25 protein-coding genes and 1 tRNA gene are annotated in these 23,951 nt (G+C 61.4%); 11 read left to right on the forward strand and 15 right to left on the reverse strand.

Going from position 1 to position 23,951, the window contains the following annotated elements; all coding sequences use genetic code 11:
* The 4 genes from ACX4ZE_RS13085 to ACX4ZE_RS13100 form a co-directional block, all read right to left on the reverse strand.
* Positions 1-315: a hypothetical protein gene (locus ACX4ZE_RS13085; protein ID WP_480273669.1), complete on the reverse strand. Its 315-nt coding sequence runs from the start codon at positions 313-315 to the stop codon at positions 1-3.
* 139 nt (positions 316-454) lie between these two features.
* On the reverse strand, positions 455-763 hold the full coding sequence (locus ACX4ZE_RS13090) for a hypothetical protein (RefSeq protein ID WP_480273670.1): 309 nt from the start codon (positions 761-763) through the stop codon (positions 455-457).
* Positions 760-1,002: a helix-turn-helix domain-containing protein gene (locus tag ACX4ZE_RS13095; RefSeq protein ID WP_480273671.1), complete on the reverse strand. Its 243-nt coding sequence runs from the start codon at positions 1,000-1,002 to the stop codon at positions 760-762. The genes ACX4ZE_RS13090 and ACX4ZE_RS13095 overlap by 4 nt, the downstream gene beginning before the upstream one ends.
* Entirely contained in the window at positions 999-1,226 is a 228-nt protein-coding gene (locus ACX4ZE_RS13100; RefSeq protein WP_480273672.1) for a helix-turn-helix domain-containing protein, read from the reverse strand. Before ACX4ZE_RS13100 ends, ACX4ZE_RS13095 begins: the two co-directional genes overlap by 4 nt.
* Positions 1,227-1,378: 152 nt before the next feature.
* Between ACX4ZE_RS13100 and ACX4ZE_RS13105 the strand changes: the two genes are divergently transcribed.
* Positions 1,379-1,663 (forward strand): helix-turn-helix transcriptional regulator, encoded by a 285-nt coding sequence (locus tag ACX4ZE_RS13105; RefSeq protein WP_480273673.1) that lies wholly within the window; start codon positions 1,379-1,381, stop codon positions 1,661-1,663.
* A 427-nt stretch (positions 1,664-2,090) separates the two neighbouring features.
* Positions 2,091-2,861: a helix-turn-helix domain-containing protein gene (locus tag ACX4ZE_RS13110; RefSeq protein WP_480273674.1), complete on the forward strand. Its 771-nt coding sequence runs from the start codon at positions 2,091-2,093 to the stop codon at positions 2,859-2,861.
* Positions 2,862-2,922: 61 nt separating this feature from the next.
* On the opposite strand, the gene ACX4ZE_RS13115 is transcribed toward ACX4ZE_RS13110, so the two are convergent.
* The 4 genes from ACX4ZE_RS13115 to ACX4ZE_RS13130 form a co-directional block, all read right to left on the reverse strand.
* On the reverse strand, positions 2,923-3,750 hold the full coding sequence (locus tag ACX4ZE_RS13115) for an MBL fold metallo-hydrolase (RefSeq protein WP_480273675.1): 828 nt from the start codon (positions 3,748-3,750) through the stop codon (positions 2,923-2,925).
* Between the two features lie 82 nt (positions 3,751-3,832).
* Complete coding sequence (locus ACX4ZE_RS13120) at positions 3,833-4,405, reverse strand: hypothetical protein (RefSeq protein WP_480273676.1); 573 nt, start codon at positions 4,403-4,405, stop codon at positions 3,833-3,835.
* Between the two features lie 96 nt (positions 4,406-4,501).
* A complete protein-coding gene (locus tag ACX4ZE_RS13125) occupies positions 4,502-5,932 on the reverse strand; it encodes a tyrosine-type recombinase/integrase (protein WP_480273677.1) in 1,431 nt (476 codons plus the stop codon).
* 134 nt (positions 5,933-6,066) lie between these two features.
* Positions 6,067-6,139 (reverse strand) — tRNA-Ala (locus ACX4ZE_RS13130).
* A 341-nt stretch (positions 6,140-6,480) separates the two neighbouring features.
* Here ACX4ZE_RS13130 and ACX4ZE_RS13135 point away from each other — a divergent pair.
* From ACX4ZE_RS13135 to ACX4ZE_RS13150, 4 genes are all read left to right on the forward strand, one after another.
* Positions 6,481-8,682: an MMPL family transporter gene (locus ACX4ZE_RS13135; RefSeq protein ID WP_480273678.1), complete on the forward strand. Its 2,202-nt coding sequence runs from the start codon at positions 6,481-6,483 to the stop codon at positions 8,680-8,682.
* Between the two features lie 691 nt (positions 8,683-9,373).
* Positions 9,374-10,099 carry a ParA family protein gene (locus ACX4ZE_RS13140; protein WP_480273679.1) on the forward strand — a complete coding sequence of 242 codons (726 nt, stop codon included), beginning with the start codon at positions 9,374-9,376 and terminating at the stop codon, positions 10,097-10,099.
* Positions 10,099-10,932, forward strand: a complete 834-nt coding sequence (locus ACX4ZE_RS13145) for a hypothetical protein (protein ID WP_480273680.1) — start codon at positions 10,099-10,101, stop codon at positions 10,930-10,932. Before ACX4ZE_RS13140 ends, ACX4ZE_RS13145 begins: the two co-directional genes overlap by 1 nt.
* Before the next feature lie 321 nt (positions 10,933-11,253).
* On the forward strand, positions 11,254-12,123 hold the full coding sequence (locus ACX4ZE_RS13150) for a C40 family peptidase (protein ID WP_480273681.1): 870 nt from the start codon (positions 11,254-11,256) through the stop codon (positions 12,121-12,123).
* A gap of 129 nt (positions 12,124-12,252) precedes the next feature.
* Here ACX4ZE_RS13150 and ACX4ZE_RS13155 read toward each other — a convergent pair whose 3' ends face one another.
* Entirely contained in the window at positions 12,253-12,957 is a 705-nt protein-coding gene (locus ACX4ZE_RS13155; RefSeq protein WP_480273682.1) for a YoaK family protein, read from the reverse strand.
* 180 nt (positions 12,958-13,137) lie between these two features.
* Between ACX4ZE_RS13155 and ACX4ZE_RS13160 the strand changes: the two genes are divergently transcribed.
* From ACX4ZE_RS13160 to ACX4ZE_RS13170, 3 genes are all read left to right on the forward strand, one after another.
* Complete coding sequence (locus tag ACX4ZE_RS13160; RefSeq protein ID WP_480273683.1) at positions 13,138-14,175, forward strand: acyl-CoA dehydrogenase family protein; 1,038 nt, start codon at positions 13,138-13,140, stop codon at positions 14,173-14,175.
* Between the two features lie 675 nt (positions 14,176-14,850).
* Positions 14,851-15,855 (forward strand): ATP-binding cassette domain-containing protein, encoded by a 1,005-nt coding sequence (locus tag ACX4ZE_RS13165; protein WP_480273684.1) that lies wholly within the window; start codon positions 14,851-14,853, stop codon positions 15,853-15,855.
* Positions 15,856-15,911: 56 nt separating this feature from the next.
* Positions 15,912-16,703 carry an ABC transporter permease gene (locus tag ACX4ZE_RS13170; RefSeq protein WP_480273723.1) on the forward strand — a complete coding sequence of 264 codons (792 nt, stop codon included), beginning with the start codon at positions 15,912-15,914 and terminating at the stop codon, positions 16,701-16,703.
* Positions 16,704-16,747: 44 nt separating this feature from the next.
* Here ACX4ZE_RS13170 and ACX4ZE_RS13175 read toward each other — a convergent pair whose 3' ends face one another.
* The gene (locus tag ACX4ZE_RS13175) at positions 16,748-16,924 is read right to left on the reverse strand and encodes a hypothetical protein (protein WP_480273685.1); all 177 of its coding nucleotides are present in this window, start codon (positions 16,922-16,924) and stop codon (positions 16,748-16,750) included.
* 146 nt (positions 16,925-17,070) lie between these two features.
* Between ACX4ZE_RS13175 and ACX4ZE_RS13180 the strand changes: the two genes are divergently transcribed.
* Positions 17,071-17,940 carry a rhomboid family intramembrane serine protease gene (locus ACX4ZE_RS13180; protein WP_480273686.1) on the forward strand — a complete coding sequence of 290 codons (870 nt, stop codon included), beginning with the start codon at positions 17,071-17,073 and terminating at the stop codon, positions 17,938-17,940.
* A gap of 96 nt (positions 17,941-18,036) precedes the next feature.
* Here ACX4ZE_RS13180 and ACX4ZE_RS13185 read toward each other — a convergent pair whose 3' ends face one another.
* On the reverse strand, positions 18,037-18,522 hold the full coding sequence (locus ACX4ZE_RS13185) for a PH domain-containing protein (RefSeq protein WP_480273687.1): 486 nt from the start codon (positions 18,520-18,522) through the stop codon (positions 18,037-18,039).
* A gap of 90 nt (positions 18,523-18,612) precedes the next feature.
* Entirely contained in the window at positions 18,613-18,876 is a 264-nt protein-coding gene (gene crgA / locus ACX4ZE_RS13190; RefSeq protein WP_480273688.1) for a cell division protein CrgA, read from the reverse strand.
* A gap of 177 nt (positions 18,877-19,053) precedes the next feature.
* Between crgA and ACX4ZE_RS13195 the strand changes: the two genes are divergently transcribed.
* Complete coding sequence (locus ACX4ZE_RS13195) at positions 19,054-19,695, forward strand: aminodeoxychorismate/anthranilate synthase component II (protein WP_480273689.1); 642 nt, start codon at positions 19,054-19,056, stop codon at positions 19,693-19,695.
* 67 nt (positions 19,696-19,762) lie between these two features.
* On the opposite strand, the gene ACX4ZE_RS13200 is transcribed toward ACX4ZE_RS13195, so the two are convergent.
* From ACX4ZE_RS13200 to ACX4ZE_RS13210, 3 genes are all read right to left on the reverse strand, one after another.
* A complete protein-coding gene (locus ACX4ZE_RS13200) occupies positions 19,763-20,182 on the reverse strand; it encodes a CBS domain-containing protein (protein WP_480273690.1) in 420 nt (139 codons plus the stop codon).
* Positions 20,183-20,496: 314 nt separating this feature from the next.
* Positions 20,497-22,389: a Stk1 family PASTA domain-containing Ser/Thr kinase gene (gene pknB, locus ACX4ZE_RS13205; RefSeq protein ID WP_480273691.1), complete on the reverse strand. Its 1,893-nt coding sequence runs from the start codon at positions 22,387-22,389 to the stop codon at positions 20,497-20,499.
* The gene (locus ACX4ZE_RS13210; RefSeq protein WP_480273692.1) at positions 22,386-23,933 is read right to left on the reverse strand and encodes a protein kinase domain-containing protein; all 1,548 of its coding nucleotides are present in this window, start codon (positions 23,931-23,933) and stop codon (positions 22,386-22,388) included. The genes pknB and ACX4ZE_RS13210 overlap by 4 nt, the downstream gene beginning before the upstream one ends.
* Positions 23,934-23,951 lie beyond the last annotated feature (18 nt).

Genomic DNA, 23,951 nt, shown 5'->3' on the forward strand with positions numbered 1-23,951 from the left:
TTATGATTCCTTCGTTGCTTCGTGCGCGACGAGCTCCACCTCGGCGCGCTGGGTTGAGGTGACGGCTTGGATGGCGCCCGACACGAGTGATCTCGTGCCGGGCGTCGCGGTTTCTGAGGCTGGTCGCGGGCCCGGCGCCAGCCGCACACTGAGAGTCACGGCGATGCAGGCAAGCAGGATGCTCGAGACCACGGTGATGCGCCGCAGCTGCCGGGCCGCGTCAGCGCTGGGCCCGAAGAGCGCGAGCACCAGAGCGGGCAGGACTGCGGCGGCGACGAGTGACCACAGTGCGGCCACGGCGAGCACAGTGGTCATAGGGTCCTCCAATCGGTTTCGGATGGCGTTATGTGGTGCGTGTCCGGTCAGAGCTGGGCGTGAGGGGATTCGCCCGGCGGTCCCTCCGGCCGGTCACGCGGCCCTGCGGTGGCTTCGGCGCATGCCACCGCGGGGGAGTTCAGGCGGCAGCGCGCCGCTTCATTCGGGCGGCGCTGCGTTTGGACAGGCCAGTAGCGGCGTCCGAGGTGATGGGCTTATCGGCGGGAGCATCGGCGCGGGCGGTGATCTGCTGCTCGGCCGCACGGCGCATGTAGGTGACGAGGTGGCACATGTCGCTGCGGGTCATCCGCCACACGCGGCCCGCGAGGACTGCGGTCAGTTCGCCGGAGGAGATGCGGCGGGTCAACCAGTCGGGCGAGGGTGCGCCGGTCAGCTCGCACACGCGCTTGAGGTCGAACGTTTCAAACTCGTTGGCGGTGGCGGTCACTGTCCGGCACCACCTTGGTTAACTTCCGTTGCCCCGGTGGGGATCTCGCTCGATGCCGGTACCGCCATCGCGTCGATTGCGAAGCGAATGTCGGCGGCGGCGAACGTCCAGTCACGACCTGACTTGCGGGCGGGCAGGCGCCGGGAGCGGACGCGCTTCAACAGCCAGTCCTCGGAGACATGCAGACGCTCGGCGGTCTCTCTCAGTGTGTAGAGCCGCAGCTCATCACTCGAGGTCATCGCAGTTTCTCCGCGACCGCCTCGACCACGCCGCTGATGTTGATGCCGAGGATGGCAGAGATCCGGCTCAGCTCGTTCATGGTGAATGCGGTCCGACCGTGGATGCGGCGTTGCCATGTCGACGGTGCGATGTTCGCGCCCTCGGCAACGGACTTCGCGGTCCGATCGGCCTGTGCGATGGCATCGCGCACCGCCGCTGCGGTCGCCGTGTTGATGGGGAGCATATTGACCACATTAGGGACAAGTTTGTCCCTTCGCAAGACAGACATGTCCCTTGCAAGGGTCACTCAGGGACCTCTCGGCAACCATTAGGACGTGAGAATGCCCCGACTGCCACACTTGTGGAAAGGCCAGATCTGGCCCTTAAATGGACACTATGAATACCTCACCCACCGATCCCAACGTCCAGGGCGACGAAATGGATGAGGCCGCGCGCAGGTTAGATCTCGCGCTCGGCAGGGCGATCGTGGTGCTTCGGGCGACACGGGACTCGATGACGCAGGACGAGCTCGCCGAGCGCACCGGCATCAGCAAGAAGACCATTGGCCGGCTCGAGACCGGCAAGTCGTCCATGCGTATGCCGCAGATGCTGCGGATCAGCGCGGCATTGGGAGTCGAACTGGGGGAACTACTGAAAAAGGCGCAGGAACTCGGGAGTTAGGTCGTTCAGTACCTGTACGGGGTCGTATCCTCGTGCTTGAACCTCGAGGATGAACCGCGGGGCCAGCATGTGCTTCGCGTCCGCGATCACGTCGGCCAAGTCATCCAACCACACGACACTGGCTGTAACGTCGCTATTTGCCATTCTCACGTATTCCACCTCGCCCTGAAAACCGTGCGACGGCGGTCGATCCTCCCCTCGGATCACCCGCCGAATGTTTCTTTCACCACCCCTTAGCGGCCGGCTAGCTATCTGCCGAAACTCGCGAGTCGCGCCTACCTCCAGCGCAACCAGTGGTTATACCGCTTATACGAATTTATTCGAATTTCATGGTCAGAGTGTTGGTTTGCTGGCCTCATCTGTCAAGGCCGCGCAATGATATCCGTGGGACACCTTGTCCCATCGAGCTGGATGGAAGCGGAAAGCGTTGACAGAAACATCGAAAAGGGAAGTCGGCCAATGGCTGCGGACGCGTCGGCTGCAAGTAGGTCTCGACAGACCCGAAGACCTCGCAAAGCTGGTCGGCCTCAGTGCAGACATGATCAGGAGGGTGGAGTCCGGGAAAAGATCACTGGGTGTCGAATCGTTCGAAAGGGTTATCAAGGTACTGGGGCTACCCACCTGGTGGGGGCGCACAATTCTCAGCCAAACTCGAACCAATCTCATCCCATCAGCCCTCGGCAGGAAAACCCCACTCCAGCCGCGCGACCTGCGGATTCTGGAATCCTATGCTGGACCAGCGTGCTACTACGAGCCCGGACTTTTCAGAATCCGGGCAGCAAATAGCCGGTACCTCAAGGCATTCCCCGGCCTGATCCCCGGCGGAAATATCATTGTGTGGAACATGACTTATCCAGATGCCCGGTGGATCATGGGTGACTGGCACCTCGAAACCCACTTACTGGTCCAGGGACTGAAGCTGATGTCGCCCGGTCTTGTGCCGCAAAGCGAGGTCGACGCTGTCATCGCTGAGTGCGACCGCATACCCGAGTGGGATTATTTTTGGAACACCGATCTCCCACTGAGTCTGTCGACCACGGACCGCGCCAACGAGCACTCGGTCATCAGAGATCCCAAGACGAGGGAGGAACGCCGCATGTGGGTCTCGATCGACGTCAACGAGTTGCTCACAAGGCCCTGGTGGATCTACCACCTCACCCCTGTCGAAGGCCCTCTCGCCATCAGCGACCAGGGATAGTCACAGCGCGAGGAACCCCAGCAGAAGCGCTGGGGTTCCTCATATTTCGTCGGAAATGCTGCTACCTATTTTGCCAACGCTCGAACTCTGTCGCACAGTGGGAGGAGAATACGGCCACCTCATCGCCGTGATCAGCCGCCAGCTCCCTCAGCCGCTGCTGGTTCTCGACCCGCAGCTCACGCTGGGTATCGACATACCGCTGGAATACCCACGCCCCCAGCGGCATTGACGGCGGATTTTTCATCTGGCCGTGATAGGTGTAGGCATCGCCAGCGTGCAGCAACCAGCCATCCCCGGTATCTACGGCGACACCCACATGTCCACGGGTGTGCCCTACCAGTGGGACCATCAGGATCCCTGCTGGCAAGCCCTGTAATTCGCGTACCGCCTGGAAGCCGAACCAGCCCTCCGTCCGGCTGTCGGACTCGCCGTAGGTCGACCACTTCGGACCGTGCTCGAACTGCACTCGGCGGTAACGGAATTCCTCGCGGCGACCGTACACGCCCTCAGCCGCATCCAGTTCGTCGGCGAAGACGTGCACAGTTGCCTGCGGGAAGTCGACTAGCCCGCCCGCGTGATCGAGGTCGAGATGCGTCACGACGATATCCCGGACATCGTTGCGGGAGAATCCCAGCGCCTCGACCTGCCGGACAATCGGGCGGTCGAGAACTGGATTCGACTGCCGGATGAGTTGTTGCCCCACCCAGACATCCGGCCGGATCAATGCCTGCTCGCCGTACCCGGTATCGACCAGAGCCAGCCCGGTATCGTGCTCGATCAGCAAGCAGTGACACGCTCCGGCAGCCCTACGCAGCACCCCCGGCCGACCGTCGAACAAACGTCCCCCGAAGGGGCGGGTACCCCCGGCATCCAAGTGATGGACACGCACGTGCCCCTCCTATCCTCGCGCTTGCCGAGAGGCTACCCCATCCACCAGGATCGACCCACCTGTAAGCATGTGTGCTACAAGGCTATCCAGCAGCCTGCGATGGGTCATCCAGCCACGAGTGATCTCTGAGTGCTCGAGCGACCTGAGCATCGGCCACCGCGGCGACCCGCGCGACCTCCTGGTCGCAGTCGACGCGCATCCTCGAGACGGCCTCGACTGCCTCGGCGCGGGCCGTGGTCGCGTCCTCGCGGGCGAGGTCACGCAGTGCGAGCGCCGCGTCACGCTCTCGCCGGGCGGCGTGCGCGTCACGCTCGGCGATGACACGACCGGCCTCGGCCTGCCGGACACGCGCCTCGGCGATATCCGCGGCAATCTGCTCGGCGTCCGCCAGCTCTGCGGCGAGCTCAGCCTTGAGCCGGTCGATCCGGTCGACAGCAGCGGCGAGCGCTGAGACCTGATCGGCGAGCGGGGCCGGCGGTTGCTCCGCCGCGGCGCGGCTGGCGGCGCGGCGGCGGTCGGCGCGTAGCCGGGCAACCGCATTGTGTTTGGGGTCGGCACAGTAGGTGCGGGGGCGACCGGGCCCGGGGCGGGGAGGTACCGGGGCGCCACAGATAGCATCCGCGCCGATCGGAAAGGGACATGTACCAGCGGACATTTTGATTTCGTTTCCTGTGCGAGCAGGTAATGAAATGGAATGGAAGCGACCGAACCCGTGGGCCCGGTGATCAACCGCCGGGCCCACGGGTGTGGGTCAAGCAGCGGCGCGTGCTTCGCCAGCCTCGTGCAGGGCGATGTGCTCGACGGCAGCCTCGTAGTCGTCGAATACGCGCGAATACACGGCGCCTGTGGCATCCATCCACACCGCCTCGTACCTATCGCCTGTGCGATCGACTTCGCCGAGCTGCCCGTCGCGCACGAGGCGGCAGCGGCGCGCCAGCTCGAGACCGATGGCATTACGGCGCAGTCCAGGAAGTCGCCCCGCGGCCTGCTGCGCAGCACGTAGCGAGGCGTGATCGTCGATGTGCCCGTACCGCTTGTCAGTGGTCGCGATCGACTCATGTCCGGCGTCGCGAGACACGATCCAGATCGGGACGCCATCCTGCAGTCGCCACGAGATTCCGGTGTGCCGGGCCGTGTAGGGGGTGATACGTTTCGCGCGCAGTCCCTCGATGATGCCGCCATGTGCGGCGAGCAGTTGCCTGGGCTGCTCGCCTGTCCAATGGGTCCGACCGTCGAACGCATCGTCGCGGCGCTCGGCGAGAGCATCGAGGCGACGTAGTGCAGGCATCCACATTTTCTTGTAGATGTGGGTGACCGACAGTGGTGTGCCGTTCTCAGTGGCGAACAGCAACTCGTCACGAGAGCGGTTGAGGTTCAGGCGAGCGATGGTCTCGAGCGGTACATGTGTCGTGCGTACGCCGCGGGCCGATTTCGGTTTGCCCAGCTTTCGCCGACCGTTGGCGTACTTGTACGCCTTCGTGATGCTGACCGCACCGGTCTCGGGGTTGATGTCTCCCGCAGTCAGTGCGAACACCTCACCAGGGCGGCACATCGACATGACCATGAACTCGAACATCGGCCGCCACCGTGGCGCGAGCAGCGCGTCGAACAACTCGAACTCGGCCGGGGTGAAGAAATCCAATTCACGGCCGTAGATGCGTGGCAGCCGAGTGTTGGCGCATGGATTGAACGGGATCAGTGGTGTCGGTCGCTGCCGGGCCGCTGCCCCCAGTGCCGCAGACACAAACCCATGTTTGTTGCTGATCGTTTTCGGGGCGTTGCCAACCTCGTGCTCGAGGTAGACGACCCACGAGGCATCGAGGTCTTGCGTGTATGCCTCGACCGGCAGTGATCCCATGAATTCGTCGATGTCGCGGTCGATGTATCGGTGATACCGCTGGCGGGTGGCCTCCTCGATACCGGTCAATCGATCGGCATACCGGCGTAACCACTCGCTGATCGTGATCGTCGGCGCGACAGTGGCCTCGAGCTGAGCGGTGAGCACCTGCTCGGCCTGCTCGGCGCCGATGCGGTCGAGCAGCTTCGCCCAGCGGTTTGCGGCGGCGGCGTCGTCGAACACTTGGGAGGTTTGGAGGCTGCGGCCGCCGCGAGTGACGCGGTAGCGGACCTGGTAGCCGATCGTGCCGTCCTTGCGGGGGCGGGGGCGGGGGACTGTGGGCATGGCGGAACCACCTCGGTGGGTCGGGCGCCGAAATCCCCTCAGATCACGGTAGACCGCTGCCCCGTGTGGACACGGGGTGTGGACACGAAGCGGTCAAGGTTGTGAAAAACTATCTTGACCAGCTTGTTTAGTTGTGGAGCCTAGGGGAATCGAACCCCTAACCCCTGCCTTGCAAAGGCAGTGCTCTGCCAATTGAGCTAAGGCCCCGTTGCCGCTCGTCGCGGCTACGTATAGGAAAGCCGAGGAAACGGTACCGTCTGGTCACGGGCAGGGTCAAAACGGCAGCATGTGGGGGCCATGTGGGGGCACTGCCATGGGCGGGTACGTGTTCTGGCCGTACCTGAATGGTGGCTGGTGCGTGCCGAGAGCTCATCCGCAATGAGACTTTCTAGATTTCGAGGATCTTCCAGGATTCGATATCGCTCAGGCGTTGGTGATCCGGATTCGGGCGATGTGGCTGTGTTGCTCGGCGGTGGCATCTATCGTGGTGACAGCGGTGGTGAGCCAGTTTTTTGATGTGACGTCGGTTGCTCGACGAGAGGACCCGCATGTCTCGATATCTGTTCGCCCTGGGTCGTTTGGTCATGCATCGACGCCGGCAGGTGCTGGCGGTGTGGCTGGTTCTGCTTGCCTGCTCGATCGGGTTCGCCGTGGTGACCGGTGGCAAGACCACCGACAACTTCACGATTCCCAATACCGAGTCGCAGGATGCCTTATCGCTGCTGAAGCAGCGAATGCCTGCGTATAGCGGCGCTCAGATGCAAGTTGTGTTCGATCCCCCCGGCCCGGCCAAGGTCACCGATCAGCAGCCGAGTGCGCACATCGAGCAGGTTATGACTGGCTTGCGGGGGTTGTCGCAGGTTTCCATGGTGGTCGACCCATTTGCGGCTAAGGCGATCTCACCTGACCAGCAGGTCGCATTGGGGACTGTGATGTTCTCGGTGCCTGCTGGTGAGGTCACTGACGATACTTTGGAACAAGTCGACCGGATCGCCGAGTCTGCGCGGGACGCAGGTCTTACGGTGGAGTTCTCCGGGGCGGTGTATCCAGGATTCAACCCAGATGTATCCGAAATGCCGGAGATATTTGGTGTTATCGCGGCCTTCGTCATCCTGATGATCACTTTCGGGGCAGTTGTCGCGGCAGGCTTGCCCATCGTCACGGCGGTGATCGGCATGGCCATCGGGTTGACCGGTCTTCTCGGGGTAGCCGCTTTCGTCGATGTGCCCGCTGCGGCGACGTCGCTGGCATTGATGCTGGGTCTGTCGTGTGGGATTGACTACGCGCTGTTCATTCTGTCCCGGCATCGGCACAATATCGTCATTGGGCTGCCTGCTGAGGAGTCGATACCATTGGCGGTCGGTACAGCGGGGAGTTCGGTGGTATTCGCTGCGGTGACTGTGATCATCGCGCTGTGTGGCCTATCTGTCGCGGGCATTCCGTTCCTGACGGTCATGGGGCTGACGGCGGCAGGTGCCGTGTTGGTAGCGATGCTGGTCGCCTTGACGCTGCTGCCCGCACTCCTCGGATTCGCCGGCGACACTGTCGCGCGCTTTATCTCGCCGCCATTGCATCCGGGGCGGCCGGAGGAGGTGGCGCGGATCGCGGCCTACGAACCGGAACGCATGGTGGGACATTTTTGGGGACGGTTCGTCACCCGATTCCGGGTGCCGTTGCTCGCGCTCGGAACCGCGGTGCTGGTCGCGCTGGCGATACCGGCTACAGGGATCCATCTGGGGTTGCCCAGTGGGGCGTCGCAACCGGAATCGAGCACGGCACGCAAAGCTTATGACTTGATCAGCAGTTCATTCGGCCCTGGGTTCAACGGGCCACTGCTGGTGGTGACCGATCTGTCCGACGCAACCGATCCTAATGCGGCGCAGACGGTGATGGATCGGTTGCGAGCCGAACCTGACGTCGCGGTGATCCAGCCCGCGGGCAGCGGTAACGGTTTGTTGCTCATCCAGGCCATCCCGAAGTCCGGTCCGGACGAAACTCCGACTTCGGAGCTGGTCACCCGGCTGCGCACCGACCGCGAAACCATAGAAGCGAATACCGGGGCCACATATCTGATCGGTGGAAGTACCGCGGCGAACATCGATACCTCCGACCGGCTGGCCGATGCTCTACCGGTCTTCCTCCTGGCCGTGATCGGTTTGGCGTTGCTGCTTCTGACGGTCGCCTTCCGCACGGTCCTGGTGCCCCTGACCTCGATCGTCGGATTTGTTCTTTCGGTCTTCGCCGCGCTCGGCGCTCAGGTCGCTGTCTTCCAGTGGGGTTGGGGTGTGGACTTTTTCGGGGGGGTCAAGTCGCAGACATTGAGCTTTCTGCCGATCGTGATCCTCGCGATCATCTTCGGACTCTCCAGCGACTACCAGATCTTCGTGGTGTCCCGGATCAAGGAGGAGTACAGCCGTACCGGTGATGCGATCGTGGCGGTTCAAGACGGGGTAGCGCATTCCGCTCGGGTAGTGAGTGCCGCGGCGCTGATCATGTTCTCTGTCTTCGTGGCCTTCAGCTGGGTCGACAATCCGGTTGTCAAGCCTATGGCTTTTACTCTGGCTATCGGCGTACTGCTCGATGCTTTTGTCGTCCGGCTCACTATGGTGCCCGCTGTGATGGCCTTGGTCGGGAGTCGTATGTGGTATCACCCGAGCTGGTTCGGACGTTATGTCCCGGATCTCGACATCGAGGGCGCTGAACTGGAACATCAATTCGTTACGAGTAGCGCACGCAGTACTGTGGGCTGAGCTCGCGGGTAGCTTGTGCGCAGGCGGCGCTGATGCCTTGCGACAGCGGAGTGCGGAAGGACGAATGGAGCTCTGCGGTGGCAGGCCGGAAACCGAGAGTGGCTGAGTCGATTCCCGTTCGGAGCAGTAGGGTGAGTGCTATGAAGATTCTATTCACGGTTGGTGTAGTAGCTCTGGTAATTTTCGGCATCTCCAAGCTGCGTCAGCGTGGTGACGCCGGTACGTGGCATGAGGCCACTACCCGCTGATTCTGTGCGATCCAGCGGGCGTGCGACCCGATAGCAGGTGTGCGGTTCGAGTCATCCAGACGCAGAAGATGCAGTAGCGCATGGCTCGAACTGCCCTGTTGGACGAGTGCGCCCTGGCTATTCATCCGGTCCTACCGTGCTCTGCGAGCCACACGGCTTCGCGACTACAAGGACGATGTAACTATCGAGCTCCCGGTGCAGCCCGGTCCATCTGATCGGAAGTGATTCGAGAGCAACGTGTTTGGTATCTGATCACCGCGGAGCCAGGAGCGATGCCTCGCGGTGAAACCTGACATCGTCCATACCGGAGGTGCTGTGTCCAATTGGACACAGCCTGTTCCTTCGCCATAGTGAAGACAGCGTGTCGCGATCAGCGGAAATTCTGTGGCGTGCCAAACTTGGCCCCGCATAGCAACGCACTCCTCACCTTGGGAGGACCGTCCATGGCGAACTCTGTTGCGTCACTCGATTTACCCGAACCATTGGTTGTTACTTTGGGTAACCTCAAAGGCGGTGTCGGCAAGACGACATCAGCATTCTTCTTGGCCAGCTATTTCGCTTCGGAGCACGGACTGCGAGTGCTGGTAATCGATGCCGACCCGCTCAGTCAGACCGGATATTCCTGGTATCGGCGGCTGGTCAAGGGGGAAATCGAAGTGCCGTTCGAATTGGTTGCCTTCCCGTCTCGACATGTCAATGATTGCATTGCCGACAAATCTGCCGACTTCGATGTCATTATCGTGGATGCTGGAGGAGAGTCGGCTGAAATATTCAAAGCTGCTATTCCTGAGAGTAACGAGCTCGTGTTGTTGACTAGTGTGAGTCCGTCCGAAGTCAAACGCGTGCCGAGTACATTCCAGGCTGCGGAGGAAGCAGTGGCTGGCGCCGGCTGTGAAGTGCGGGTGCGAGTTCTGCTGACCAAGGTTCCGGTGATCGTCAGGAACGGCACGAATGTTTCTACCGAGTATCGGACTCAGCGAGCGAATCTGGAGAGTGCCGGGTATGAGGTATTCGAATCCTATTTAAGTGCCTGGAAGTGGTACAGAGAAGCCGCTGACGGTGAGGTTGGTGAAGGTGCGGAGAATCCGTTCGAAGATTTGGCGGAATATCAGCGGGTGGGGGACGAACTGGTGAGTTCTTACCGGGCACTGGCGGAGGTGCCGGCCTGATGCCTCCGCAACGTAGGAAGAACTCGATTGGTGGCAGCAATCCGCTGGTCGACAGTGCTGAACATACGCCACCGGTTTCGCCTTTACGTAATGCGGAATGGCGCAGACAGCGTATCGGCAAGTTGGCCGTAGGTGGTTCTGCCGCAATCGTGGAGCCGCCCGTGGATCCACATATCTTGACTATGCCGGTGCCGGTGGCAGGGGAGGGACTGCTCAGCGACCGGGAACGGGCGCAGTTGACGGTGTGCGAGTCATCGATCGATACCCTGCGTATCGCGTTCTGGGCGGCCGGGCGGGCACTGCAGATTGTGCGGGACGGGCGGCTGTACCGCGACAAGTACGAGACATTCGACGAGTACGTAGTACAACGATGGGACATGCAGCGGTCTTACGCGCACAAACTCATTCGCGCATGGCCGCTCGCTGCACGATTACATCCGGTGGCGCCTGCTCTCAATGAGGGGCAGGTGCGTGAATTGCTGCCGGTAGCGGCTGAATACGGGGTAGACGCAGCGGTCACTGTATACACCACTGTCGCAGGTGGTGCCGATGTCAAGGTCACCGCAGCCAAGCTCCGGCAAGCAGTCGCGCTCCTGCCGGACCACTTCGACGAGATCGTAGTAGTGGAGCGGCTCCGGGCATGGTTGCGGGGGGAGTTGCTGGATGATTCCAACGATAGGACCTCGAACATTTTCACCGCGATGGAATCGCGACTCGCCGCGTTGACCCGGCGAATCGTCAAGGGATCGAGTGACGACCCGATCGCGGCGCGGGAATTCGCAGCGAAGCTTCGGACGATGGCGGAACAGATTGAGAAACAGATCACTGTCTGAGTTCAACTGTCGGCCGTGCCCTGTTCCGGAACGGACTGCTGCGGGGCTTTTCGGATAGCGATGCGGAGCCGCAGCAAGGAACCTTTGGGTTCCCAATGGATTCGGAAGTTACGATTTCGTTATCGGATTTCGGTGTGTCGGACTTTACGTTGTGTCCCGGATATCGAAAGGTGAATTCTCGGATCGGATCCGCTGGTATGGACGAAGTACCGTGATGGTTTTCTAATCAACTCGAGGTCTTGGTGAGGCTCGGACGTCGTGAGTTGCGGCGTGGCGCAAGCCCATCGTAGGCCGTCGATATAAACATCGGAGGACCGTATCATGGCATCAACAACCGACATCCGACATTTCTGTCTTCTGCGGAATGCTGTTCTATGGGCTTTTGTTGTGGGAGCCGCCGCGTTCGGCGGGTCCTTGCTGAATGCCGGACATGCATCGGCTCAGTCGGTAACCATTCCAGGAATGGAGGAACTAGAGGCTCCTGAAGAAATTTCACTACCCGATCCATCCGAAGAGCTACTCCGGAGCCACGTGACGCTTCCAGTATCGGAATCTCTACTTCTCGTCGAAAATCAGTTGCCCGCTTCCCTCGAGTTTCCGGTCGCAGAGATCTCGAAGCCGCGTTCGATTTCGGTAGTAGATCTTCCGATGGTGATGGGTATCCCAGTGATCGAGCTGCCGATTCCGGTGGAGATTCCGGTGATCGAGCTGCCTATGCCAGTAGATTTTCCGAAAATCGAGCTCCCATACTTCGGTGATCTTTCACGAATAGAATTACCGTTATTCATGGGAAATCCTGAGATCATTCCATGGCCATCGGACCCGCCCACTATGGTGACGCCGGAGAAGACCACTGGTGAGATCGCGATCGAAGCCGCGCGGAGTAAATTAGGCACTGCCTATGGTTACGGTGCGACCGGTCCCGATGCCTTCGATTGCTCGGGATTTGTGCAGTGGTCTTACCAGCAAGCAGGTGTGAATCTGCCACGCACAAGCTACGACCAGTTAGCGGCAGGTACCCCTGTACCACTCGATGACCTGCGGCCGGGCGATATGGTGTCGTTCTATGACGGCAGTCACTCCGCCTTGTATATCGGTGATGGCAAGGTCATTCACGCAATGACCTACGGCACTGGCGTGACCACATCGCCGATGTCCTCCATGCCTGTGGCGGGTGCTTGCCGGTTCTGACCTCGTCCTGTGCGCATTTCGGGCCTGCTGACGAGAGTCCGCGGGTAGGAACCCGGAGTTCAGCTGGTTCTTTCCACATCACCTTGCGTACAGTCACCAAGGAGAGCAGGTCTGCGCGGTATAAGACGCTCATCGTACGAGCGGGCCGTGCCGGTCCAAATGCAGATAAGTGTATCCGGTGACGATCAAGCACACGGCAGTGGCGGTGATCAGCATGGCCCAGCCCGGGACCAGCAAGCTCAGCAGCCCGCCGAACAAAGCACCGAGCGCGAAACTCGCGTAGAGCAGAAAGTAGCCGAGCCAATCGGCGTAATCGCCGCCGCTGATATGGCGTTCGATGCCCTGGCCGAGTTTGACCAGCGTGCCGGTAACGTAACTCAACGGTACCGATACCTCCCCATTCTGGACGAATGATGTGTTGAGGGCCCCGACTCCGAATGCGACGAACAGGATCGGCACGAAAGCGATCCGCTCTGAGGCCGCGTGGTATAGCAGAGTATCGAGGGCCGAGGCCAGCGCTAGGCATACAGTAGTGAGCAGAGTGGGCCCGTGCGGGTGCCCGGACCAATAACGTCTTCGGCACCATGCGGCGACCACGACACCCGAAAGGAATGACGCCAGCAACTCGATGGCTGCCATTGCCACTCTGGGTTCATCGTGGAAGTACCCGAGTACGGCTCGTTCGGTATTACCGGTCATGAACGTGACGAAGTAGCCTGCCGTATGCATGAACGCCGCCGCACCGAGAAGGCCGGCGAGGGCGGCGAGTACCCAGGACAATCTGGCTTCATCGTCGAAGAGTGCTTTTCTGCGACTATCCTCCGGATCCGACACAAAGGGCTCCTTCCGGGACAGGTTGTTGCATCGCAGCGATACAGGCTTGTTCTGCGGGATTCGTCCACACGGAGCTGAAGGATTGCCAGCTGAACGCTGGGAACAACTGAAACACGTTTCGGGTTTTTCTCCATTGATCTCGACAGCGAATACGGCGGCTGGATCAGGAGCCGTATTCGTGTGTGGCAGCCGAATTCGGTGGACTTTATCGTGGCGCGGCAAGCCGCAGTTCGGGCCTACGCAGGCTGCTCGTTGCTCGGTTACTGTGATGAAGTGGATGCACTGCTCGACTTTTTGCTGACCGAGCCCATTGCGACGACGCCGCTCGATGACGTCGCCGCGGCAATGGCGCGACATCGAGTGAGCGTGAACCGATTCGACCGTAACGTCGATGTCGCTATCGCGGGTGGTTTCGGAGCTGATCGGCTCGGTTTTGCCTTTCTCTCCGGCTATCAGGAAGCGGCGCGGACATTGATTCCCGACTTGCTGGACTGTGAGCCGGTTGCAGTGTGTGCGACAGAGCAGGGCGGCGGCCATCCTGCGGCGATCCGGGCCATGTTTACCGAACGAGGAGGCACCTGGTGGGTAAACGGAACGAAATCGTTCGTGACCATGGGTACTTTCGCCCGTAAGCTTTTGGTGATCGCCAGTGTCGGTACCTCGACCGAAGGGCGAAATCGGCTGCGCGCAGGTGTAGTCGACGCGCAGGCATCCGGTGTGCGTCTGACCGGACATCCCGCTACCGCGTTCGCTCCCGAGGTTCCGCACGCCTCGGTGTTACTCACTGATGTTCCAGTTCAGCTGTTGCCTGGTGACGGGTACTCGGATTATCTCAAGCCTTTTCGCACGATCGAAGACATCCATGTACTCGCTGCCACGCTGGGCTGGTTGATGCGCGTGGCCAGAGAATCGGATTGGCCGAGGACGAGCAGGCAGCGATTACTGACTGCGGTGGCAGCTGTCCGCGGATTGGATATTGCTGTACCTGGCTCGCCGGGGGTGCATATCGCACTCGGCGGGGTTTTCGACTTTTTCGGCGATCTGCTGGGCGAACTGGGTCCGCTGTGGGGGTTCGCGGATTCGGCAACGCAGCACCGATGGGCGCGCGACCGGCCGTTGCTCGAGATCGCGGGGCGGGTGCGCGGGCAACGGCTCACCGCTGCATGGCGGGCCGTTGGACTGGACGAGGAACAGCCAGAACAGCCTTTCGGCGAATAGCTATACGGGTCCGGAAATTAGGAGCGGGCCTCGGCGAAGGGGGGGAGTTAGCCGAGGCCCGCGTAAGGTCGGCCCGGGGGGGAGGGGCCGACCTGAATGATGCTACTCGATGATCCTCGATTGTGGGTGCGTGGCGAGGACCACTTTCCAAGTTTTTCGGTCGCTCTTACCTGTTGGACAGCTGATAGCTACCACTGTTGACCGACCGAACGTCGTGGTCTGATGGCCTGCTGGTTGTCGAATACCTTGTCGAGCAGTCTTTTCAGCGCTTGCACCCGAACTATGGGCCCGGACTTGCCGTATCATGCGGACCTTGGTGTTCTGCTGTCGCGCCGGTCGAGACGATGCTGATATGTGCGTGTCGGCGTATGTGTAGACCGATCGTGTCGCGTGCCGCGCACTTGCGGTGCGTTGTGAGTCGGCGAAATATGTCGTACGCCCATACGAACATATGTTCGTGCTCATATACTCGAGAGATCGGGCAGGATGGGGTTCCGCAGTGTCGCCACCGAGCCCCGCTGTTGCCCTCGTCGGCGAAAATCAGATGAACTTGTCGGTGACCGGGACGATACTGGGTTCTGGTACCCCGTTGGTTGCCCGTACCAGCGCCGGCTCGCGACTGGGTGTCTTGCCGTCGCATCGAACAGCACGTCGAACATCAACCACAGGAGAATCATGCCCGACGCAATAGTCGCCGAGGGACTGGTCAAACGATACGGCCAGCTGGTAGCCCTCGATGGACTCGACCTGACGGTCCCGGAGGGGACTGTTACCGCACTGCTCGGACCGAATGGCGCGGGCAAGACCACTACCGTCCGGGTGCTCACCACGTTGCTGGTGCCAGATGCCGGACAGGCGACAGTTGGGGGAATCGATGTGTTGCGTGCGCCTCAGGCATTGCGTTCACGCATCGGTGCGTCGGGGCAGTACGCCGCAGTCGACGAGTATCTCACCGGCTTCGAGAACCTCGAAATGGTAGGGCGTCTATACCATATGGGTGTGAAGCGGAGCAAAGAACGCGCGCGCGAACTGCTCGAACGCTTCCGGCTCACCGACGCCGCGGACCGACCGGTCAGAGGTTACTCCGGCGGTATGCGCCGCCGTCTCGACCTGGCAGGCGCATTGGTGGCGAATCCGCCTGTTCTGTTCCTCGACGAGCCGACCACAGGTCTCGATCCGCGTGCTCGCCTCGATCTCTGGGATGTCATCGAGGAGTTGGTCGCGGGCGGAACAACGCTGCTGCTGACCACGCAGTACATGGATGAGGCCGACCGGCTCGCCGACTCCATCGCGGTCATCGACCATGGCAAGGTCATCGCCGAGGGGACCGCTGACGAACTCAAGGCCATGGTCGGCGGCGACCGCATCGAACTGACTGTCGACCGAGTGGACACTATGGCGATAGCCGAGGTCGCGCTGAAGAGCTTGGCCGATGGCGAGCTCCATCTCGAGCCGGGATTGCGCCGGATCACCATTCCTGTTGCCGACGGATCACAGGCACTGGTCGAGGCGATCGGCAGGCTGGCAGTGCACGATGTGCAAATTCACGATGTGGGCTTGCGACGTCCGTCGCTCGACGACGTCTTCCTCACTCTTACCGGGCATGAGGCGGTGATGCCCGCCGAGAGCGATGAGCACGAGACGAACGCGGGATTGGAAACTGTGAAAGGAGTGGCTTAATGACTGCGGCAGCCCCGGTCCTGGCGCGACCCTCGCTGGGCGAACGACTGTCGATAATGATCGGTGACAGTCTGACCATCGCGAAACGCAACGTTATCAAGATCAAGCGGGTGCCTGACGTTCTGATCTTCTCCACACTCTCGCCGATCATGTTCGTGCTGCTGTTCGCTTATGTCTTCGGTGCGGCTATCGATGTGCCGGGATTGTCTGGCGGCTATCGTGAGTTCCTCATCGCGGGCATCTTCGCCCAGACCGTGGTGTTCGGCGCGACCTTCACCGGGGCGGGCCTGGCCGAAGACATGCAGAAGGGAATCATCGATCGATTCCGTTCGCTGCCGATGGCGTCGTCGGCGGTACTGACCGGTCGCACTATCAGTGATGTGGCGATCAATGTGGTCAGCCTGACAGTCATGTCGCTGACGGGTTTGGTCGTCGGCTGGCGGATCCGGGGTTCGTTTCTGGACGTGGTGCTGGCGTATGTCTTGCTGCTGTTGTTCGCCTACGCAGTATCGTGGATCATGGCCGTGGTGGGTCTGCTGGTGAGGACGCCGGAGGTGTTCAACAATGCCAGCTTCATAGTGATGTTCCCGCTCACCTTCATCGCCAACACCTTCGTGCCCGTCGAGAAGCTGCCCACGGTACTGCGTGTGGTCGCGGAGTGGAATCCGGTGTCCGCGCTCGCTCAGGCGACGCGGGAACTGTTCGGCAATACCAACCCATTGGCGCCGCCGCCGGAGGCTTGGCCACTCCGATATCCGGTAGCTACCTCGTTGATCTGGGTTGCTGTGATTCTGGCGGTGTTCGTGCCGCTGGCGCTGCGTCAGTACAAGAAGGCGGTTAGTCGCTGATCTGAGATTCTCGTATCGGCGCTCATGTTCCGCGTCGGCTCCTGCTAGGGGGTCGGCGCGGTAACAGTGCGGGCATGGCCTATGCGCGGCGGTGCGGCGGCTGGTTCCAGCTGTCGCGGTCGCCGGGTGCGGATCAGATAGGTCACGCCGCCTGCCAGTGCGGCAGTGGCCGCGGCGAGGAACCGGTTACGTGAAGAAAGTCGCAGGCGCCCCGAGGTCATTGGACCACTCTGGCACATCCGGGTGATTCGTGCAGTAGGCCCAGCTCGCAGCAGGGTCGGCCGGTATCCTCGATTCGCCTACGGTCGTGGCACGATGGGCAAGGTGCTCGAGCCAGCCGTCACCAACCGAACGACCGAATGAGACTATGAACCCTCAGCCGCCTGCTCCGACGTGTGTCCGCCACCCGAATCGCCCGACCGGCCTGGCCTGCACCCGATGCGGGCGGCCGTCCTGCGCGGAATGCCTGCGCCCCGCGGCGGTCGGTCAGCATTGTGTCGACTGTCTACGTCAGGATCGACGAAGCATTCCGCCGGTGCGGACAGTCTCTGGCGCTCCGGCGGCTCGGACATCGACGCCTTTCGTCACCTACGCACTGATCACGATCAATACGGTGATCTACCTGATCACCGCCGCGCAGGCGGGCAGCGTGACGGAGAATCGGCACTCGACGCTGTTCTTGGATTGGGTCCTGTATGCACCCGCGGTGGCAAATGGCGACTGGTGGCGGATAATCGGTTCCGGATTCTTGCATTACGGTCCGCTCCATCTGCTGCTCAACATGTTCGCGCTATACATCGTGGGCCGGGATGCCGAACTGGTGCTCGGGCCACTGCGCTATCTCGCGGTGTACTTGGTTTCGCTGCTAGGGGGTGCGGCAGGAGTCATGCTGTTCGCGCAGAATAATCCAACGGCGGGGGCATCCGGTGCGGTGTACGGGCTGTTCGGCGCGATTACGGTCATTCTGATCCGGTTGCGGCAGAACCCGAATACGATGTTGATCCTCATCGGTATCAACGTATTCATCAGTTTCTCCCTGCCGGGTATCTCGCTCTGGGGGCATCTTGGTGGTCTGGCTGCGGGTACGATGGCAGCGCTCGGCATCCTGTTTCTGCCTGGCTGGTTACAGGTGAAGTCTCCAGAAGCCGCGCGGTTGACCGGATGGATCGCCGTGGTGGCCATAGCTATCGCGGCACTGTCGGCAATGGCGGGGAGCGTGGCTACTCTGGCTGCCTGAGAAGGCAGTTCACTTCACACGAAACGCTTCACGTGAAACATTGGCGGCCGGTGGTGACCTGCCGGGCTTTGGGCGCCCAGCTATTCCGGTCCCTGGTCAGTGAGTCTTGCTCTCGGGTAGGCACAGGGTCTGGACCACGTCGTGGTACACGGTTGCGGGAGCGGCGCCCAGATCCCAGCGACCGAAGATCAGCAGCCGCTCCGCGCCATTGCGCTCGACATCGAGCTCTAGTGTCGGCACTCTGCGTCCGAGGCGGCGGTAGCTCACTATCCGGATGCGGGTGATTCGATCAGTAGTGTATTCATCTGCCCCGGTAAGAGTGCGGACCACTAGGCGCGGTCGGGTGCCGGACACCACGGCTAGCCGTGGTCGCTGCCGGAAGCCGAGCCCGGCAAGGGCCAGAAGGCCGATGCCAGCTAGCCCGACGAGCAAACGACTGGCAGCGTCAGCGGTGAAGACCGCGGCGACAGCCAGGACAGTGCCACCCGCAGTGACCGCGATGAGCGCGGCGATCGGGGTGGTCCATGTCGTCCCGGTTTCGTCGCGGGTCCATGCGTCGCGATCCGGAGGGTTAGGAGTCAAGACACTCCCTCATCGTTTTCGAGTTGTCCACAGATTCATCCACAGGTGTGCATGAATGACATAACTGTAATGGGCGTCAGTGCTGGTAGCTCAACGCCAACGCATCGTCATGATGAGGCCTACTACCATGAGTCCGAAGCCGATCAGGAAGTTCCACGCGTTGAGATCGTTCATCCAACTGATCTGCTCGGCCGCCAAATAGTAGACGAGCAACCAGAGTAGCCCCGCGAGCATGAATCCGAGCATGACGACGATGTACCACGTCGGGGACGGCCCGGCCTTTACTTTCACCGGGGTCCGGGTGGTGGGATTGATCGTGTAGTCGGTCTTCTTACGGACCTTCGACTTGGGCATGACGTCCTCGTATTCGGCGTGCGGGTCGGTTACCGGCGGGTGGATTCATGTCGTGTTGTCTGCCGAGCGCACCCGCTACCGCGGACAAGGCTGCGGCGCCCTCCGGTGTGTTTTCTAGGCTATCCCAACTGGTAATAGATGCGACGTAGTGTCGGGTGGGGACGTAGTCTCGATGCCATGCGTGTTCTGGTCGTCGACAACTACGACAGCTTCGTTTTCAACCTGGTGCAGTATCTCGGGCAACTAGGTGTCGATGCTGTCGTCTGGCGTAACGACGATCCGAATCTGACCGGTGGCAGGGTCGTGGACGACTTCGATGGCATCTTGATCAGTCCTGGCCCCGGCACCCCGGATCGGGCTGGAGCCAGTATCCCTCTGGTGCGCGCCTGTGCCGAACGTGACGTTCCGTTGCTCGGAGTATGCCTAGGCCATCAAGCGATCGGCGAAGCATTCGGCGCCACTGTTACCAGGGCCCCTGAGTTGTTGCATGGCAAGACGAGCGAGGTGTTCCATACCGGCACCGGAGTATTGGCAAGCCTGCCTGCCCCTTTCACGGCCACGCGATACCACTCCCTCACTGTGCTCGAGGACACCCTGCCAGAGGAGATCGAGGTGATAGGCCGCACCGAGAGTGGGATCGTGATGGCCATGCGGCATCGCACGCTGCCTATCCATGGTGTGCAGTTCCACCCGGAATCGGTGCTGACCCAAGGGGGGCATCGCATGCTGGCGAACTGGCTCGGGGAGTGTGGGCAGAAACCAGCTGAAGGGCTGGTGCAGTCGCTGGAGGCTGAGGTCGCCGCGCTGGCGCTGCAGTGATCTCTACCGTGTGGCACCGGGATGCGAGCGGCGGTATCGTTGAACCGCCGCCGCACCGTTGCCGAACCTAAGGACGTCCGTAGACCGCGGTCATGAACTCCCCGAGCTGATTGTCATCGAGGTGCCTGGCCAAGTCCGCTTCACTGATCATGCCGACCAGCTGACTGTTCTCGATCACCGGCACGCGCTTGATGCGATGGGTTTCCATTTCGTCGAGGACGATCGCGATGTCGGCATTGGCGTCGACCCATCGCGGTGTCGCTTCGCACAGCTCTTTGACTGGGGTATCAGCGGGCGATTTGTCTCGAGCGATGCATTTGACGACGATATCGCGGTCGGTGACGATACCACACATCCGTTCGTTCTCATCCGAGACGATCAGGGATCCGACGTTGAGTTCAGTCATGAGGCGGGCAGCGTCCGTGATGGTCTCATCTTTGCGGATCCACCGTGCTCCGGGCCTCATGATGTCCTTGGCAATGGTCATGAGTTACCTCCTTGGTCATCGGCCAGTTGTCACTCATTCATCGGGAACAAGGCAATTCTCCCGCTGGAAACATCGGCCCGATGGTGGTTCGTCGAATTCGGTTTCTATCGAATCGGTACCAGAAGTAGAGATTTCCGTTCTTTTGGCAGAGGGTCGGCATCTGCATTCCGCGTTCTGAATCGCTGTGCCGAGTTTGTCGCGTGCGCCGGTCGCGCCAGCGAAGTTCCCTGACCGGTAACCGGGGCATGGAATTTCGTTCGATGCCGCGCTGCAGGCCCAAGGTAGGGCACTGAGCAGCGCAGATACCCGGAGCGTCAGGTGAGAGTACCGATTGTGATCGTAATATCGGCGTTCTTGTCGAGAGTCGAACCGGCCTGCGGTTGCTGAGAAATGATACGACCGACATTACCTGGATCGAACACTGTGTATCGGCTGATCTGCGTAGTGCTGCCGACCCAGCCATTCTCGCGCAGTCTGTCCACTGCTTGTGCGAGGGTCAGGCCCCTGACGTCCGGCATGGTGATCTGATTGCCCGCAGAGACCTGAATAATCACAGTCGACCCTTTGTCGGCTGTCGAACCGCCTGTCGGATTGGTGCTGAGCACTTGGCCCTTCGGCTTAGACGAGTCGATCTCCTGGATCTGGACTTTGAAATTGGCTCCCTCGATATTCGGTTGTGCGATATCGATCGACTGACCGACCACATTCGGGACCCGAACTTTCTCGGGACCCGCACCGATAATGACCGTGATGGCTCGGCCCATGTCGACCCGGGAGCCTGCCGCGGGATCGGTGCCGATCACTTTATCGGTGTTCTGCGTGCTGGATGGTTTGTGCTCTGCGTTCGGATCCATCTGCAGCCCTATGGAGTTGAGTTTCTGCTCAGCCTCCTGTTGATTCAGGCCATCGAGTTTCGGCACCTTTACTTGGGCTGGTCCGGTAGAGACCTGGACAGTGACGGTGCTGCCCTTATCGATTCGCGAACCACCCAGCGGTCGGGTGGTGATCACATTGCCTGTAGCGACCTTATTGTCGGCTTGTTGCTGGATCGCCACGGTGAATCCGAGCTCCTGCAGAGCTTTCTGGGCTTGCTGAGAGGACTTGTTCGCCAGGTCGGGCACAGCCACCTGGTCCGGTTGGCTTCCCGGTCCTACCAATACCCAGAACAATGCGACCACCACGGCTATCGCGGCGACAACGCCGAGCGCGATATACCCGACGCGCCGCGGTTCGGTGGGCTCGGCCGGATCCTGCTCAGCGGTATCGTCGTCCCGCTCGATGGTGTGGTAGCTGTGTGGCTCATGCTGAGTGGACCCCAGGATAGTGGTGCGATCCTCGTCGGTCAGCACCATCGGGGCGCTCGGCTTCTGCCCCCCGAGCACCCGGATCAGATCGGCGCGCATCTCAGCTGCGCTCTGGTACCGATTGGCCGGATTCTTGCTCATCGCCTTGAGCACGACCGAGTCCAGATCGCGCGATACTCCGGAGTGCACCTGGGAGGGAAGCCGAGGATCTTCCCGGACATGCTGATAGGCGACGGCGATCGGCGAATCCCCGGTGAACGGCGGCTCGCCGGTGAGGATTTCGAATAGCACGCAGCCAACGGAGTAGACGTCCGAACGGGCGTCGACTGTTTCGCCGCGGGCTTGTTCCGGCGAAAGATACTGAGCGGTGCCGATCACCGCTGCGGTCTGTGTCATCGGATTGGAGCTGTCGGCGATTGCACGGGCGATGCCGAAGTCCATGACCTTCACCGCGCCGACCCGGTTGATCATGATATTGGCCGGCTTCATATCGCGATGAACGATTCCGGCTTTGTGGCTGAAGTCCAGCGCGGCGCAGACGTCGGCGATGATCTCCACCGCACGCCGTGGCGGCAGCGGGCCCTTGCCGCGCACGATATCGCGCAGCGTGTCACCGTCCACGTATTCCATCACGATGTAGGGCAGCGGGCCGCCGTCCATCTCGGCCTCACCGGTGTCGTAGACCGCGACGATCGCCGGATGGTTGAGCGCGGCGGCATTCTGCGCCTCGCGTTTGAACCGGAGGTAGAACGTGGGATCACGCGCCAAGTCGGCCCGCAACACCTTGATGGCCACATCCCGGTTCAACCGCAGGTCGCGTGCCTTGTGCACCTCGGACATGCCACCGAACCCGATGATCTCGCCCAGCTCGTAGCGAGAGGAGAGGTTCTTCGGGGTCGTCATGGTTGTCCTTGCGAAGAAGTGTTGGATGCGTTGTCGGTGACCGTGAGTTCTCGGGCGCCGGGAAGCTCCGGTAACGGCATGTCGATGGTGGGAATGTGGGGTCGGCTGAACCGGGTGGTCGGCGTGGGGTTCGTCGTGCTCAGTGCTGTGGTGGTCGCTGAAGGGGTCGCGGTTGGCGATGTGACCGTCGAGGGGGCCGTCGTCGGCGGTGGCGTCGTCGGCGCCGTGGTGGTTGTCGATGGCTCAGTGCTGGTTGGTTCCGTGGTGGTTGTCACCATTGGCGGAGGTGGTGGTACGAACTCGGAGGTGGTTGTGGTGACCACCGGTGGGGCGAACTGCCGAGTCGGCTGGGTCGGTTGGGTCGTCGAGATCGGCAACGGTGTCGAACTCGGTTCGGCGCTACCGCCGAACACCAGAAAGACCGCGGCCGCAGCGAGCAACACGGTACCGGCACCGAGGCCGGCCAACCACTTCTGCCCCGGGGTGAACCGCGCGCCGTCTTCTAGGGGCTGATGACCTGTGCTCTGGTTCAGCAGCGTGGCCTGCGTCTCTGCCGGACCGGCATGATGCGCTGTTCTGGCCACCTGCGTCTGGTAATTCGCCGCAGCGTCATCGAAATCTTTTGCTGTGGGTGGTATTACGACGGTAGGGCTCGGTGGCGGCATACCGATCGGAGGTGCGGCGAATCGGGCACTTTGCGGTGGCGGTGGGCGATGGCCCGCCCGCACCGCGGCGACCGCGTCGGCGAACTCGCCGCCACGAGCATAGCGCCGTGCTGGGTCTTTCTCCATCGTGATCTCGATCAGTTCGCGCACATTGCCGGGGAGATCGGATGGCATCGGAGGTGGGGTTTCGCGAACATGCTTCATCGCTACGGTGATCGCACCGTCTCCGGTGAAGGGCCGTTGTCCGGCAAGCGCCTCGTATCCGACCACACTGAGCGAGTAGACGTCACTGGCCGCGGTGGCATCTTCGCCGACCGCTTGCTCGGGTGCGATGTACTGGGCAGTACCCATGACCATACCGGTCTTGGTCACCGGTGATGCGTCTACTGCCTTGGCGATGCCGAAGTCGGTGATCTTCACTTGGCCGGTTGGTGTGACCAGGATATTGCCCGGTTTCACATCGCGGTGCACCACGCCGAAACGGTGTGCCACATCGAGCGCGCGCCCGGTCTGTTCCAGCATGTCCAGGCTCTGGGCCACCGACAGTCTGCCGAGCCGGCTGAGCACAGCGTTCAGTGGTTCGCCTTGGACCAGCTCCATAACCAGGTAGGCGGTTTCGCTGCCCTGTGGGTCGGTGGTCTCGCCATAGTCGTAGATACCAGCGATACCGGGGTGATTGAGCTGCGCGGTGGTCTTTGCCTCGGTGCGGAACCGTTGCCGGAACGTCGGGTCGGCGGAGAACTCGGACTTGAGCACCTTGACTGCGACCCTGCGGTCGAGCCTGGTGTCCAGAGCTTCCCAGACCTGTCCCATGCCGCCGGTCGCGATCAATCGCTGCATCCGGTACCGGTCGGCGATCGTGGCACCGTTGTTCAGCATCGAGATCCCCGTACCTTC

This window comes from Nocardia sp. TBRC8007 (assembly GCF_056629435.1).